The sequence below is a fragment of the Hoeflea sp. IMCC20628 genome, assembly GCF_001011155.1.
In the GTDB taxonomy this organism is placed as follows: Bacteria; Pseudomonadota; Alphaproteobacteria; order Rhizobiales; family Rhizobiaceae; genus Hoeflea.
The window spans coordinates 4,192,712-4,207,176 of the sequence record NZ_CP011479.1 but is presented as its reverse complement, the minus strand read 5'-3'; the positions used below and the strand labels follow the sequence as shown (position 1 = coordinate 4,207,176).

Annotated in this window: 12 protein-coding genes and 1 pseudogene; 9 read left to right on the top strand and 4 right to left on the bottom strand. The window is 57.1% G+C overall.

Features of this window, described 5'->3' with window-relative positions:
- Nucleotide 1: 1 nt before the first annotated feature.
- The 3 genes from IMCC20628_RS19720 to IMCC20628_RS19710 are packed head-to-tail and all read right to left on the bottom strand — an operon-like array spanning nucleotide 2 to nucleotide 4,208.
- On the bottom strand, nucleotides 2-616 hold the full coding sequence (locus tag IMCC20628_RS19720; protein WP_047031611.1) for a hypothetical protein: 615 nt from the start codon (nucleotides 614-616) through the stop codon (nucleotides 2-4).
- Nucleotides 617-624: 8 nt separating this feature from the next.
- Complete coding sequence (locus IMCC20628_RS24405; RefSeq protein ID WP_052766564.1) at nucleotides 625-1,446, bottom strand: PD-(D/E)XK nuclease family protein; 822 nt, start codon at nucleotides 1,444-1,446, stop codon at nucleotides 625-627.
- Nucleotides 1,443-4,208: a DEAD/DEAH box helicase family protein gene (locus tag IMCC20628_RS19710; protein ID WP_245307829.1), complete on the bottom strand. Its 2,766-nt coding sequence runs from the start codon at nucleotides 4,206-4,208 to the stop codon at nucleotides 1,443-1,445. Before IMCC20628_RS19710 ends, IMCC20628_RS24405 begins: the two co-directional genes overlap by 4 nt.
- 816 nt (nucleotides 4,209-5,024) lie before the next feature.
- On the opposite strand from IMCC20628_RS19710, the gene IMCC20628_RS19700 reads away from it, so the two are divergent.
- The gene (locus tag IMCC20628_RS19700; protein ID WP_047031609.1) at nucleotides 5,025-5,255 is read left to right on the top strand and encodes a DUF6538 domain-containing protein; all 231 of its coding nucleotides are present in this window, start codon (nucleotides 5,025-5,027) and stop codon (nucleotides 5,253-5,255) included.
- 47 nt (nucleotides 5,256-5,302) lie between these two features.
- Entirely contained in the window at nucleotides 5,303-6,457 is a 1,155-nt protein-coding gene (locus IMCC20628_RS19695) for an IS66 family transposase (protein ID WP_047031608.1), read from the top strand.
- A gap of 33 nt (nucleotides 6,458-6,490) precedes the next feature.
- Here IMCC20628_RS19695 and IMCC20628_RS19690 read toward each other — a convergent pair.
- Nucleotides 6,491-7,842 (bottom strand): IS3 family transposase gene (locus IMCC20628_RS19690; protein WP_156174385.1). Its coding sequence is split into 2 segments (ribosomal slippage): nucleotides 6,491-7,506 and nucleotides 7,506-7,842, totalling 1,353 coding nucleotides; the frame shifts between segments, so codons are not numbered across the junction.
- A gap of 103 nt (nucleotides 7,843-7,945) precedes the next feature.
- Between IMCC20628_RS19690 and IMCC20628_RS19680 the strand changes: the two are divergent.
- The 7 genes and pseudogenes from IMCC20628_RS19680 to IMCC20628_RS19650 all read left to right on the top strand — a co-directional run.
- Nucleotides 7,946-8,293, top strand: a pseudogene (locus IMCC20628_RS19680) (GGDEF domain-containing protein); the annotation flags it as partial.
- A 139-nt stretch (nucleotides 8,294-8,432) separates the two neighbouring features.
- A complete protein-coding gene (locus IMCC20628_RS19675; protein WP_047031606.1) occupies nucleotides 8,433-9,200 on the top strand; it encodes a GntR family transcriptional regulator in 768 nt (255 codons plus the stop codon).
- 20 nt (nucleotides 9,201-9,220) lie between these two features.
- Nucleotides 9,221-10,231: an SIS domain-containing protein gene (locus tag IMCC20628_RS19670; RefSeq protein ID WP_197078497.1), complete on the top strand. Its 1,011-nt coding sequence runs from the start codon at nucleotides 9,221-9,223 to the stop codon at nucleotides 10,229-10,231.
- Nucleotides 10,231-11,397: an N-acetylglucosamine-6-phosphate deacetylase gene (nagA, locus tag IMCC20628_RS19665; protein ID WP_047031604.1), complete on the top strand. Its 1,167-nt coding sequence runs from the start codon at nucleotides 10,231-10,233 to the stop codon at nucleotides 11,395-11,397. The genes IMCC20628_RS19670 and nagA overlap by 1 nt, the downstream gene beginning before the upstream one ends.
- Nucleotides 11,394-12,896, top strand: coding sequence for an FGGY-family carbohydrate kinase (locus tag IMCC20628_RS19660; RefSeq protein WP_052766563.1), 1,503 nt, complete (start codon nucleotides 11,394-11,396; stop codon nucleotides 12,894-12,896). Before nagA ends, IMCC20628_RS19660 begins: the two co-directional genes overlap by 4 nt.
- A gap of 103 nt (nucleotides 12,897-12,999) precedes the next feature.
- Nucleotides 13,000-13,740: a GntR family transcriptional regulator gene (locus IMCC20628_RS19655; protein ID WP_047031603.1), complete on the top strand. Its 741-nt coding sequence runs from the start codon at nucleotides 13,000-13,002 to the stop codon at nucleotides 13,738-13,740.
- The gene (locus tag IMCC20628_RS19650) at nucleotides 13,737-14,465 is read left to right on the top strand and encodes an SIS domain-containing protein (RefSeq protein ID WP_047031602.1); all 729 of its coding nucleotides are present in this window, start codon (nucleotides 13,737-13,739) and stop codon (nucleotides 14,463-14,465) included. The genes IMCC20628_RS19655 and IMCC20628_RS19650 overlap by 4 nt, the downstream gene beginning before the upstream one ends.

The window sequence follows — 14,465 nt, the reverse complement described above, 5'->3', positions numbered from 1 at the left end:
GTTATGATCCCTGTCGTTCTTGCATCTCGCGCCGTATTTGCTCGAACCGCGGCGAAACTTTGCAGATATAGTCGAGTGCTTCCGTGATGGGCTGCAGCGCTTCTGTGAAGTCTTCCTCCGCCGCACCTTTCGCCAACAGGTCCTTGTCCACCTTCAGGGGAAGAAAGAAACTTGGCACGTCATCCAGAATGAATTGCGTGTCGGCAAATCGGTCAGCAATCTCTTTCAGAAACTTCTTCCATGGTGCTCTCCCGAATTCAGTTTGGACAAAACGGAATCCCATTTTTCCCCGGCCTTCGCCGCAAAGTCGTGTTAGCCAGAAATAGTCCTTTTCTTCGCCTGATTCTCCGTCATCTCCACTGGCAAAATCAAGCGCGAACCAGGCTAGCCAATTTTCCTCTTCGGTATACCAACGAGGCAGGGCGACAGTGGCACCCCAATCGTCCTTCCAGGTCTCATCGCCTGTTTTCCAACCCTTGGCTGTCGTCCATTCCTTGACAAGATCGTCGATTGCTTCCGCGATCTTGTCCTGCAAAATGTCCAATCGTCGAGCACCGTCATCAAGGTCCGCCAGATGCTCAATCAACATTTTATCCAGTTGTTCAGTCGAAGACATTTGAAACCTCAGTGCAATGATTTGATGTGAGCTGCAAACTGCTGCAGCAATGCGCCAGACAACGTGTTTTCAGGCGAGCGGGAAACAACATTCGATATGGATTTGGCGACATCGGCCCAGCGCAGGCAGATGATTTCTTGGGGACGGTCCAGCGGCCAATTCTCGCTCAGGAACAGAACCAGAGGAATGGGTTTCTTGAGCGCACGTGCTTTGGTCTTTGCTGTTTGCAGATACCGGTTCAACTGGTCGGGGCCCAGGCCTGCATCGATCTTGACCTCGATGAAGAGAACGCAGTTCTCCCCTTCAATCGCTAGGTCGATGCGATTGTCCATATCCCCGAAAGCACAATGTTCGAGCGAAAGCGTGTAGTGGCGACCCAGCCGGACATCTTTCAGCAGCTGTACATTTTCATTCTTGTGGCGGAGGAGACATAGAAGTTCATTGAGTATTGCTGGTCCAAACCCATGGCTGCCGTGGCAATCGAGAACCCAGCCGAGCACCGCCGAGGTTCGCACCTCGTTGCGCTTCAGGCCAGAGATGGCCCACACATTGAGCAAACGTCCATCGTGGCGACAGGAGGCGACGCCTTCCCGCAGTTTGCCAAGGAACCCGCCGAGCCGGTCAGGATCAATCTCCCGAGGCGGGAGCGCAATTGGCTTGGCCTCTGACCGGCGAAACTCTCCAATCGCGGAGAACAGGGCGGCAAGGCGCGCGATCTGCAACTCCGGCGTATCTACTCCACGCGCACTGCGATAGGCAGAGAGGAATTGGACCAGGCTTTCGGAAGTGCTGGAGGCAGTGCTTCCCGAAGAGGTGGAAAGAATTGTCATTGGCTGGCAACCGGTGCATGTCCGACGGAATTGCCTGCCAGTTCATCGATCAATCGGTCGTATTCCTCCTCCATCGCAAACGCATCGCGGAACTCCCTGAAGTCCCAGCGGCCATAGACCTTGAGATTGTTGACCCCTGGCACCCAAAGGTTTTTCATGGTCTCGGATTTGATCTGCTCGTCCAGGCCACGATAGCCCTTGACCTCGATGATGAGATTGAGTGGATCGTCGGCACCATGTCCATCATCAAGCTGAACGATGAAGTCCGGGATATAGCGGCGCGGCGTGCTGCCCGAGCGATACGGCACTTCGAACCCGAGTGCCTGGTTTTTAACGTAGGATATGGTTGTCGGATGCCCCTCGACCACACGGGCAAACTCGCCTTCCCAATCGCTGTCGCAGACCACGTAGTTGACGTGTGACAGCCTGGTCTCCCAGAGGTTCTGTTTGCTCGTGATGAAGGACACGTGATCAGTGTAGCCATGCGGGTTGTAGGGATCGAGCATGGCCTTGACGATGTCAGCCCCATCGCTGCCAGCACTTCGAACAATGGCCTGGTAGATCAGCTCCGATGCCTTTCCTGCCAGTTCCGCATAGGTCAGCATGCCGGCCTTGGTGCCACCCGTCAGCTTCAGGCAGGTCTTGATCCAGTTACGGGTGATCGGTTGAAGTTGATTGTAGAGATAGTAGGGGACGTCCTGCTCAGGCTCGCGGAAATAGAGCTCGATGAGCTTTTTAGTGAGATGAATCGCGACGCTGTTCGGGCGCATCTCGTCCAGAGAGTCTGGTGAAATATCGTGGCCTTCGCCAACGAGCCCCTCAAGGCGAACTGTGCACGGACCGACAAGCTCGGGTGTGAGCGTGAGGACAGAATCCTCGCCAAATTTAGCCGTGAAGTTTTCGGATGGAAGTTCTGTGCGATACCCCGCGACACGAGGAAAACGGATCGATAGGTTCGCCCGCTCTTTCAGGGCGTAAACGCGCGTTACCGGTTTGGGGGGCGTGCGGACCACGTCCTGCGGCTCTGTTGCAAAGTCGAACGGAATGCCGAGAATGTCGGCGTACTCAGTGTTGAACAGACCCTTGTCGTTCAGCTCATAGGACTGGCGGCGAAGACCGCGGCCGATCACCTGCTCGCACAGAAGCTGCGTTCCAAAGGCGCGGACGCCGAGGATGTGTGTCACAGTGTTGGCATCCCAGCCTTCCGTCAGCATCGAGACGGACACAACGCATCGAATTTGCTCGCCAAGACGTCCCTTCTGGCCAACTGTGTTCATGACTTCGCGCAGGAGTTCGGCTTCGGGGATGTTGGCTGCATCCGCAGCGCCATCACGTTCGGCCTTTTCGCGTTTGAACTGTTCGATCTCAACAGCCGCCATATCGCGGAATTTCGAGTCCAGCGCTTCTCCCGATTCCAATTGCTGGGAATCGATCAGCAGCGTGTTCATACGAGATAAGCGATTGCCGTACTGGTCATAGTTTCGAAAGAGCTCAAGGTGGCCCTTGTGCTTGTTCTGACGCTCGCCGTCGACTTCACGCTCCCAACCGGAAATCCATTCATAGATGAGTTTCGAGCTGGCCGTGTTGTTGCAGACGACGATGAAGACAGGAGGCACGCCGATACCAACGTCTTTCCAGGCTGCAAACTCTTTTTCATAATGGGAATAGAGCGAATGCAGGGCAGTTTGAAGCTCGTTCGGGAGATCAAGCGGATCGAGCTCTCCCGATTTACCAGCGCCCTTCTTCGGCATCTTCTTGCCGATATGGTCCCACAGGTTGCGGAAGACGGGTGTCGCGGAATTGACCGAATTGTCCGATACAGGAACACGCGGCAATTTGACGATTCCACATTCGATGGCGTCGACAAGTGAAAAATCGGAAACGACCCAGGGGAAAAGCGTGCCCTCCTCGTAACCTGATCCGCGCAGGAAAAATGGCGTTGCCGAAAGGTCGTAAACAGCGCGAACTCCGACCTTCCTCTTGAGCGCCTCTATGCCCGAAATCCAGAGGCGAGCCGCCTCATTGTTTTCCTTGGCCTCGCTCTTCTCGTCGCCCTTGAGTTCGGCTTCTTCATCAGTGTCTGGACGTTCGCGATAGCAATGGTGGGCCTCGTCGTTGATGACGACGATATTCTTCATCTGAAGCAGATCACCGCAGGCACGTTGCAACATCTGCCCTTCGGTTTCGAGTTGCTCGATATCGTCGTTCTGCCAACCTTTCATGAGCCGCAGGCCTACTGCGTTGAGGCTATGCGCCTTCCGTCGCTGGAAGACATGGTAATTGGTGATCTCGATTTTGGCCTTGTTGAGATCGATCATCATGTCCTGCGGCACGAGTTCCCTAGTTCGGTAATAGCTGTCAGTATCCGAGGGCTTGAGAACACGCAGGCGATCCTTGATCGTGATCCCTGGGGCAATCAGCAGAAATCCCCGTGAAAACAGGCTGGAATTGGGTTGGCGCGCTGCGTTGATCGCTTGCCAGGCAATCAGCATTGCCATGACAGTGGTTTTGCCGGCGCCGGTTGCGAGCTTTAACGCGATACGAAACAGATCGGGATTGGCATCCCGGTTCGCCTCTTGGAGGTGGCGAAAGATATGCGCATATTGTTTTCGATTGCGCGCGACTTCGGCAAGCCAAATGGCGGTTTCAACGGCTTCGACCTGACAGAAGAACGGGCGCGGCCCTGAAAAATTGTCTGATCTCCAGTGCTCAAGCAGCCGCTGGGTTGTCGGCGTTACGCCCCAGTCATTCGGGTTAGGCAATGATCGCCAAGTGGCCACATGCCCCCTGATCTCGTTGATCAGCTTGGAGAGGTTGTAGCTGTTCGCTCCCTGATCTTGTTGATCAAGGTCGAGGGTAGTCTGCTTCTTCAGCTAGTTCTTGGTGCGCCTGCTTCTTGGGACTGGCGCAACGTATTCCGATCGCCGCCGTCCTTCGATTGGGGGATGATCAAGCGGCTCACCACTTTCAGACAGTGAATGATGGCGAGTCGGCACGATATAAGGGGAGTTGAGAATAGGCTCAGCGTAAAACGGCTTGGTCATCAATCTGCCCCCCAGAATCAATACAATCAATCAATCCAAATGCATCCACCTTTGCAACCTAGAATGCAAATGCATCTAGGTTTGCAGTCTTTCGAATGCGGAAATTATTTCCGCATTCGAGGAATGACATGCAAATTGAAAGCCACAGATATGCCCATCGCAATTTACTGCAGCCGTCTCATTTGGGAAGGCCAAACACCTATCTGGCGACCATAGGCTGGTTCGACGTGATCTTGTCGCTCTCCACCTCGTTTCAGAAGAATGAAATAATCTTATTGCTGCATTCAGCGGCAGGCGGGGAATTCATGTCCTTGCGATCGAAATATTTTACATGTATCGTTGAATGTATCGCTGAACACGTGGCTAGGCTCAATTAAGCCAATTCTGTCAGTACACTAAGGACTTTGGGGGAGAATCCCACCCTCTCCGCCAACACCCCCAGAAGACATTGAAAACGCTCAACATGTTGAGTTTAAAGGATTTGTAACTGCTGTTTTGGTACACAAAGGCGGTACACACAGCATGGTCCTTAAAATGTCACGTCCTGTTCGGCATTACAAAACTGGTATCTATCAACTTCGCAAGCGTGTGCCCGATCACTTGATTGAGATCGTTGGCAAACGCGAAGAGAAGCGGAGCCTCAAGACACGTGACCCCCACGAAGCCAAGATCGTGCATGCAGAGCTGCTTGCCGAGATCGAGAAACGTTGGCGACAATTGTCAGAAGGACTGATTTCCCTCTCGCATAAACAGGCAGTGGCGTAATTACCCACCCCCTTGCCATGCACCACAATGTCTGAATCCATGATGATATGGATCGGACTGATTTGCAGCAGCTGAGCAAGGACGAATTGATCGAGATGGTGCTTCGGCTCCAACGGCCTGCCAAGGATTCTCGGACGTCTTCCAAGCCGCCCTCTACGGACAAGAAAGAGAAACGCGTCAACTCACGACCGGGTGGAGCCAAGCCCGGGCATGAACCCCACAATAGGGTGCTGGCGGATTTTGCCGACATGTTTCGCGATCATGAACCGACCGCCTGCAAGAGATGCGGCCATGCGTTTTCCGGTGATGATACGATGGTGCTGGCCGGGGCCTATGACGAGATCGATATTCCTGCGATCCGTCCTCATGTCACCCGGCATCGGCGTTTTTCCTGTCATTGCCCGCAATGCGGCACGACGACAAAAGCCACCGCACCTGCCGTGGCAACCGCAACGCCGTTCGGGCCAGGCATTCACGCGCTGGCGATCTACCTCAAGAGTTTCCATGCATTGTCTTACGAACGCCTGAGCGGTGTGTTCATGGATATCTTCGGCCTCCATGCGAGCGAGGGCGCGATCATGAACATGTTTGCCCGCTCCCGTCCGAGCTTCCAGGCCACAGCACAGGCCGCCAAGGCCAGCCTTCGAGCCGCCCGCGTTGTCGCCAGCGACGAAACCGGTGTGCGTATTGAGGGCACAAATGCCCAACACTGGGTTTTTCATTGCAAGGATGCCGTTGTCCACCAGCCCGATTACTCCCGTGCAGCACGGGTCGTTCACGAGACCATGGGCGGCCATGTCCCCGAGGTATGGATATCTGATCGGTATTCAGCCCAGCAATCTCACGGCCATCGACATCAAACCTGCCTTGCACATTTGGCGCGTGATACAGCCTTTGCGCTGGAACATGGCGAGGATGATCTCCCTCTTCGCTTCCAGCTTTGGTTTGGCCGTGTGTTTGATTTCGCCAGAGCCATAAGCACATTCGCTGCGTCTACCGTCGCAAGCAAGAAGCGCAAATTCGATAAACAGCTTGCCGGGCTTCTATGCGCCCCGACTTCATGCGACCTGGCCCAAAAGCTCCAGGCCAAGATCGGGCGGGCCCGCGATCAGCTGCTGACGTTTTGCGACTATCCCGGAGAAGTCGATGTCACCAACAACACTGTCCGTCGTCAGATAAAATGGGACATCAGAGCGGCTTGAGTATTGGAGGCTCTGGTTCGTTTGTGTGACTGATTATGCCGCTTGTTTTTGATGGTGCAAGCGACGTTGGCGGATTGTCAGCTTCTTGATCTCTTTCCTTTCTCTCAAGATGGCTTTGTCGCGCCCAAAGTAGACGTCGGCGGGTGTGACGTTCTTCAAGCTCTCGTGGTAGCGCCTGTTGTTATAGTAGTCGACGAAGGCCTCGATCTGGCGTTCAAGATCGCCTGGCAGATAGTAATTTTCCAGCAGGACCCGGTTCTTCATCGTCTGATGCCATCGCTCGATCTTTCCCTGGGTTTGCGGGTGGAACGGGGCTCCACGAACGTGATCCATCTTCTTGTCCTCCAGCCATTCAGCCAAATCGCCAGAGATGTAACATGACCCGTTATCGCTGAGCAGGCGCGGTTTGTGGCGCACGACGGCCTGGTCGCAGCCCGATGCCTGAAGCGCCAGTTCAATGGTGTCTGTCACGTCCTCGGCCCGCATGTTTGTGCAAAGCTTCCAGGCGATGATGTAGCGGCTGTAATCGTCCAGGATCGTGCTGAGGTAATACCAGCCCCACCCGATGATCTTGAAGTAGGTGAAGTCGGTCTGCCACATCTCATTGATGGCGATAGTTTTGTCTTTGAACTCATTGGCTGCCTTGATCACCACATAGGCCGGTGCGGTGATTAAATCGGCTTCCTTCAGGATACGATAAGCCGATGATTCAGAGACAAAATACCGCTTCTCATCAGTGTATTTGACTGCCAGCTCCCGGGTCGTCAGCGCCTCGTGTTCCAGCGCGAACTCAATCAGGTCATCACGCCGGTCTTGGGGGATACGGTTCCAGACCGACTTCGGCCGTGGAGACCGATCATCCAAGGCAACAACCCCACCGTCGAGGTAAAGATCATACCATCTGTAAAAAGTGGTGCGCGGTATGCCCAGCATATCGAGGGTCTGCTTGGTTGGCAGGTGCGATCCTTCGACCGTGCGAATGATCTCAAGCTTCTCGGTCGCAGGGTATCTCATGCCTCGTCCTCCCCAGCACCTGTCATGCTTTTTTTGAGCAGGCGGTTCTCCAGGGTCAGATCGGCGACGCATTCCTTCAACGCCAAGGCTTCAGAGCGAAGGTCCTTTACTTCCGGCGACGTCGCTTGCCGTGCTGTGTCACCCGAGAGCCGGCGCTTGCCTGCTTCCAGGAACTCCTTCGACCAGCTGTAATACAGGCTTTCGGCGATACCTTCGCGGCGGCACAGCACCGAGATGCTTTCCTCTCCACGCAAACCCGCCAAAACGATACGGATTTTTTCCTCCGCTGAATAGGTCTGGCGGGTCTTGCGGCGGATGTTCTTGACCAGCTTGTCAGCTGCGTTCTTCGATGTTTCAGGCTTCTGTCTCATCTCGATCTCCCAATCGGTAAGATGAACCAGAAATCCTCCGTTGTTCAAATCCTCAAATCTGTCCCACGGGCGCTGACGTCAGACACGTCAGGCGACGAATTCATGTGGACATGCCGCCCGTTTTGGCGGCGAGGAGTTCGTGGTTTTTCTTCCTGGAATCTCACAGGAAGACGCTGCGGCGCTTGCCCAGATCCTTCGCGTCGGCTTTTCCGAACGCGCATGGGGTCGTTATGGAATTGAACATGCGGTGACCGTGAGTTTTGGCGTCTCGGCAATAAATGACAATGAGAGGGCTTTGAAGCTCGCCATAAACCGGGCCGACCAGGCGCTCTATTCAGCGAAAGCCGCAGGCCGCAACAGAGTTGTAGTTGCGTCGGCGCACCTCTTTCCAGGTGCGCCTTTTGAAAACTTCAAGTCCCTGAGCGAGTTGCCTGTCCGCATCAGCGCCTAGAGCAACGATGCCAAATGAGCACTGACGGCTTTCGGTGATCATGACCGTGATATCGGATGATCGACGCGTTCTCCGCCCGGTTTCGGCTTTTCGGTGTTTAGGATTGTAATTGGATCCTATTTGGTTCTAAACAGGTCCTATGATCAAGACCTCATTTATTGAACAACTGCGAAGCGGACCGTTCGTTGAGAACCGGGATGGTGGCCCGCTATATATCAAGCTTGCCCGGGCGATTGAGACACTCATCACCACGCAATGGCTGACGCCGGGAGAGGCGTTGCCGCCGGAGCGCGAGTTGGCTGAAGGCCTGTCGGTTGCACGGGTAACCGTGCGCAACGCCTACAAACTCCTCCTCGAATCGGGCGATCTCGAGGTCCGCCGGGGCAGCGGAACCTTTGTCGCCAATCACCCGGTTCACATTGAGCAACCGCTTTGGGACCTGTCTTCGTTCTCCCAGGATATGAAACTGCGTGGCATGGAGCCGGGCGCGACTGTTCTTGGCTCTGACGTCCGCCTGCCGTCGTCCGAGGAGGCATTGCTGTTCGGTGTCGACCGGCACGACATGATGCTGACACTTGACCGGCTGCGGCTGGCAGACGGGATGCCTGTGGCGGTCGAACGTGCGGTTGTGCCGCAGCGCCTGATTGATGGCGAGCAGATCGGCGAGGGGTCGTTATACGCCGCCTTGGCGCGTCACGGACACCGCCCGGTGCACGCATTGCAGAAACTCACAGCGATGATTTTCCAACCCTTGGAGGCTGATCTGCTTGGCGTCCAGCAAGGCGACCCGTGCCTGCTGATCGAGCGGGTTTCACGGCGCGCCGACCATCGGGTCGTTGAGCGCACCCGGTCCCATTATCGCGGCGATATTTATGATTTCGTCGCCGAATTGACCATAGGAGAATAGACTTGTCTGAATCATCCCTGATGTTGACTGAGGCCAATGAATCGCCCGCGGTGGTGGAGCGGTTGTTGCGGGGCCAAGCCAGGGTCATCGGCGAGGTGGGAGCCTGGTTGCGCGACCACCCGCCGGCCTTGGTGACAATGGCGGCTCGCGGATCTTCCGATCACGCCGCAACTTTCTTCAAGTACCTCATGGAAGTGTCGACCGGCATCCCGGTGGCCTCGATCGGTCCATCGGTGGCGTCAGTCTACAAGCAACGGCTCCGGTTGCCTTCCGCCGTTCATTTCACCGTTTCCCAGTCGGGAGCAAGCCCGGACATCGTTGCCTTGCAGGCTGCGGCGAAAGACGGGGGCGCGCGAACCGTGGCGATCGTCAATGTGGCGGACAGTCCGGTGGCGCGGGAAGCCGATCTGACCATTCTGCTTGGTGCCGGGCCTGAAAAAAGCGTGGCTGCGACCAAGAGCTTCATCACCTCGGCGGCGGCCCTCGCTGCGATCGTCAGTTCCGCTGCAGGGGACACCGGTTTCAAGCGCGGGTTGGATGCCTTGCCGGAGGCGCTGTCGCGCACGAGCATGATTGATATGGCAGCTTCGCAGGAGGTGATTGCTGCCTCTCATTCGCTTTACACTTGTGGCCGCGGTACCGGTTTGGGCATAGCGATGGAAGCAGCGCTCAAATGCAAGGAGACCGCCGGTCTGCATGCGGAAGCGTTTTCGACTGCGGAAATCATGCATGGCCCGCTTCGGCTGGTCGAACGCGGCTTCCCGGTGATAGGCTTTGTCCAGGATGACATGTCTTTCGACAACAATTGCGAAGCAATGCAGAAACTGAGCAACCTTGGCGCCAGGACAATCACATTTTCCTCAAAACCGGCATCAGGTCTTTCGGTGCTGGTTCCCTCGACCGGGCACGGGTTGCTGGATCCGCTGGTCGCGTTGCTCCCCGCCTACAGGCTGATTGAGGCAGTGACCCGGCAGAAGGGGTTCGACCCGGATCAACCCGCCAATCTTCTCAAAGTAACAGAGACCATGTGATGGCCAGACAAGCACTGAGCGGCGCGCGCCTTTTTGACGGTACGCGGTTTCACGACAACAGCACATTGCTGATCGCAAACGGGAAGATCGAGGCAATAGTACCTGACGGCGAGACGATCAGCGATTGCGAGCAGATCGATCTGGCGGGCGGAATTCTTGCGCCCGGCTTCATCGACGCACAGGTCAATGGCGGCAGTGGCCGGATGCTCAATGATGATCCGTCGTCGGCGTCCATGTTCATGATCGCCGAAGGCCACCGTCCCTTCGGGACGACCAGCCTGCTGCCGACCTTGATCACAGATGTCGAGGGAACCGTCGAACATGCCATCAGCGCAGCCGCCGTGGCGGTTGCCGCGGGTCGAGGTGTTGCTGGTCTGCACCTTGAGGGGCCGCATCTGGCGCCGTCCCGCAAGGGGACCCATCTGGCAAAATACATGCGGCCGCTGCAGGACTCGGATGTCGACCGCCTGACGTCCGCAGCAACCGGGATCTCGACGCTGGTTGTGACGCTGGCTGCCGAACAGGTAACGCCGGCTCAGGTCAGCCGTCTCGCCAATGCCGGCGTCATTGTCTGCCTTGGCCATACTGACAGCGACGCGGCCAGCGCCTTGCGGCTTTTTGATGCCGGCGCACGTGGCGTCACGCACCTGTTTAATGCCATGAGCGGGTTTGGCCACAGGCAACCGGGCCTGGTTGGCGCGGCACTCGATCATCCTGATGTCTGGGGCGGTATCATTGCTGACGGTCATCACGTCGATCCACTGGCGCTCAGGGTCGCGCTGCGGGCCAAGCGCGGGCCCGGACGGCTTTACTTCGTCACCGATGCGATGTCGCTTGTCGGTCAGGAGCGGGATCACTTCACCCTCAATGGCCGGACGATCTGGCGCAAGCAGGGCGGATATTGCTCGCGCCTGGCACTCGAGGACGGCACACTTGCCGGATCCGATCTGGACATGGCGTCTGCGGTACGGTTCGGGGTCCAATACCTCGATCTGTCACTGGGGGAAGCTCTGCGGATGGCCTCGGCCTATCCTGCCGATTTTCTGCGTCTGCACGATCGTGGACGGCTGATGCCAGGAATGCGCGCAGACCTTGTTCATCTCGGCGAAGGCCTGCACGTTCGACAGACCTGGTTGGGCGGCGCGGCTTCGGGACAAGCAGGATGAGCAAGACCGGTTTTCTGCTCGGAGTTGATGCCGGGACGTCGCGGTGCAAGGCCGCAGTCTTTGACGGTGAAGGACGCGAGATTGCCACGGCCTCCAGACCGACCACGCTGCACCGGCGGCATCCCGGCTGGAGCGAACTGGACCCTGAAGAATCCTGGGATGCAGCGGTCACGGTTATCCGCGAAGCGGTTGAAAAAGCCGGGATCGATCCCGCTTCGATCAGGGCGGTCGGGTTGTCGGCGGCGATGGTTGGCGCCTGGGTTCTTGATGCAAGCGGAGACCCGTTGCGGCACGGCATTGTCTGGGAGGATAGTCGCAGTCAGCCAATTCTCGACGAGATGCGGGACCGCGACCCTGCGGTAATGTCGCGGATATTCCAATCCTCCGGCTCGGTGCTGCAGCAGGGCTGCACTTTACCGGTTCTGGCATGGCTGAAACGCCATGAGCCTGAGCTGATCCGGCGGGCAGCACATGTCGTCAGTTACAAGGATTTTCTCCGCTTCCGGCTGACCGGACTGATCGCGACCGATCGCAGCGAGGCCTCGGTGATCCCCGGCAACGCAAGAACCCGATCGCGCAGCGACGAGATGATTGAGCTTTTCGGTCTTGGCGATTGCGCACATTTGTTGCCGCCCATCCGGGATTCCGAAGAAATCATCGGGGGGCTGTTGCCAAAAACAGCCATCTTGACGGGACTGCCTGAGGGAACCCCGGTGACCGTCGGGGCAGGGGATGTTGTGTCCACGGTCATCGGCGCGGGCGGGTTTGATACGGACATAGCAACGGCGGTGCTGGGTACTACTTGTCTTGTTGGCACGTGCCATGATGAGCCGGTGTTTGAGCCAGGCGATCTGGGGCTGCTGTTTTCGATGCCCGGTGATTTTTGGTACCGCGCGATGGTCAACGTTGCAGGCACGCTCAACCTGGATTGGGCGATTGGCGTGTTTGCGTCTGACCTGCAAGGCAAAGAGGATTGCTATCAACAGGTGACTTCACTGGTGGAAAGCGTGGCGATAGGGGCCGGAGGTGTCAGTTTCTTGCCCTATCTCAGTGAGAGCGGCATTATAGCGCCGGTGGTGGCGCCGGACGCGCGGGCGCAGTTCTCCGGTTTGTCTCCGGTTCACGGACGCGCCCATATGCTGCGCGCTGTTTATGAAGGCGTGGCGTTCGCGTTGTACGATTTGGTGTCGGCTCTCGGCTTTGAAGGACGGCAAATCAGGTTGACCGGAGGCGGCAGTCAGAGCCCCGTCTGGTGTCAGATGATCGCGGACATGTTGCAAATGGAGGTGATCGTACCCACTGGAACCGAATTCGGGGCGCGCGGTGCGGCGCTGATCGCCGCTATGGCGCTGGGTGACTTTTCCGGAGTTCATGCGGCATCTATGTCGGCCGCCGGAGAGGTGTCTCATTACAGGCCCGCAGGCGAGACCGCGGCCGCTTACCGGGAGGCTTATGGGCTCTACGCAAAAAGGCGTAACGCGCTGATTTCCAGCCTGTAATTGGAAAATTGCCCGGATCGCGATAAATCGGTTGCAATTCCAAAATTGGTATATACCATTATCAGTATGGACTATACCACAATTCGATTGTTGCTGAAGTGTCATGAGTGATCCGATTGGCCCAGTCTATCGGCGGATCGCATCCGCGCTTGAAGCAGACATAGCTTCCGGCAAGCTGAGTGTTGGCGATAAGCTTCCCTCGGAGCGGGTGATGGCGGAAGAGCTTGGCATCAGCAGGATGACCGCCCGCCAGGCACTCAAGCACCTTACGGATCGCGGCATTCTGGTAACCCGAACCGGGCATGGTACTTTTGTCGGCCGGCCGATGATCCAGCAGAAACTGTCGACACTGACTGGCTTCACCGAAGAAATCGAGCAACAGGGTCGCCGCGCGTCAAGTGTGGTGGTGGAATCTGGTGCCCACAGGGCCGACGAGCTGTGTTCAACCGCCCTGAACCTTCCATTGGGTGGCGATGTCTATCGGCTGGTGCGTGTCCGTCTTGTCGATGGTGAACCAGTGGCGATGGAGACTACGGAAATTCGCGCTGATGTGGCGCCGGGCCTGTTTAACGTGGCCGACTTCGCTCAGGAGTCGCTCTACGCCATCCTGCGCAAGCATTACCGCATCATGCCGGCATCGGCTGAGCAAACTCTGCAGGCGGCGCTTTCGAGCCCTGCTGTCAGCCGAACACTCCAGCTCAGCGAGCATGCGCCCGTTCTTGAGCTGACCCGCAGGACTTGCGACGTGAACGGAAACCCGTTCGAGTTTGTGCGGTCCGTTTATCGCGGCGATTCTTTCGTCATGAAGGCAAATCTTACACTTGGAGCCGATGCCACCCAATGACTTCTATGACCGATGGATATTTTGACAATCTGATCAAGCGCTTGACCGCGCTGAAAACCGATATATCGGCACAAATGGAAGCTGCGGCGATCGCTGTGACCGCTGCCGCCCGTTCTGATAACCGGGTCTATATCTTTGGAACCGGCCACTCGCATGTGATGGCCGAGGAGATGCACTATCGCGCCGGCGGTCTTGCCATCACGGTCCCGATACTGGCCGCCCCGATCATGCTGCACGAGGGTGCTATCGCAGGGACTGCCTATGAGCGGACCGAAGGCATCGTGGCTCCGATCATGGATCGTTACAATATTCGCCCCGGCGATGTGTTGTTCGTCATTTCCAATTCCGGTGTGAACGCAGCGCCGCTGGAAGCCGCGCGCATCGGCCGTGAGATCGGCTGCACGGTTATCTGCATCACCTCGGTCGCCTATTCGACCGCCTCGGCCGCCGGCCGTCAGAGGCTCGCGGACCTGGCCGACATCGTGCTCGACAACGGCAGTCCTCCAGGAGACGCCGTCATGGCGGTGGCGGGATCAGAGTTGAAAGTCGGTCCGGTCTCCACCGCCATCGGGGTGACGATCCTCAACGCAATCTTTGTCGACGTCGCAGCGCGGCTTGCAGCGGATGGTGACGCGCCAATCTACCTCAGTGCCAATATGCCGGGCGCCAAGGAGATCAACCGGAAGCTGGTCGAGCGGTTTCGGCCACGCAACCCGCATCTATAA

Excerpts from the sequence above, each read along its gene's own strand:
- IMCC20628_RS19720 (WP_047031611.1), bottom strand. The coding sequence starts at position 616 with ATGTCTTCGACTGAACAACTGGATAAAATGTTGATTGAGCATCTGGCG.
- IMCC20628_RS24405 (WP_052766564.1), bottom strand. The coding sequence starts at position 1,446 with ATGACAATTCTTTCCACCTCTTCGGGAAGCACTGCCTCCAGCACTTCC.
- IMCC20628_RS19700 (WP_047031609.1), top strand. The coding sequence starts at position 5,025 with ATGTCACGTCCTGTTCGGCATTACAAAACTGGTATCTATCAACTTCGC.
- IMCC20628_RS19695 (WP_047031608.1), top strand. The coding sequence starts at position 5,303 with ATGGATCGGACTGATTTGCAGCAGCTGAGCAAGGACGAATTGATCGAG.
- IMCC20628_RS19675 (WP_047031606.1), top strand. The coding sequence starts at position 8,433 with ATGATCAAGACCTCATTTATTGAACAACTGCGAAGCGGACCGTTCGTT.
- IMCC20628_RS19670 (WP_197078497.1), top strand. The coding sequence starts at position 9,221 with ATGTTGACTGAGGCCAATGAATCGCCCGCGGTGGTGGAGCGGTTGTTG.
- nagA (WP_047031604.1), top strand. The coding sequence starts at position 10,231 with ATGGCCAGACAAGCACTGAGCGGCGCGCGCCTTTTTGACGGTACGCGG.
- IMCC20628_RS19660 (WP_052766563.1), top strand. The coding sequence starts at position 11,394 with ATGAGCAAGACCGGTTTTCTGCTCGGAGTTGATGCCGGGACGTCGCGG.
- IMCC20628_RS19655 (WP_047031603.1), top strand. The coding sequence starts at position 13,000 with ATGAGTGATCCGATTGGCCCAGTCTATCGGCGGATCGCATCCGCGCTT.
- IMCC20628_RS19650 (WP_047031602.1), top strand. The coding sequence starts at position 13,737 with ATGACTTCTATGACCGATGGATATTTTGACAATCTGATCAAGCGCTTG.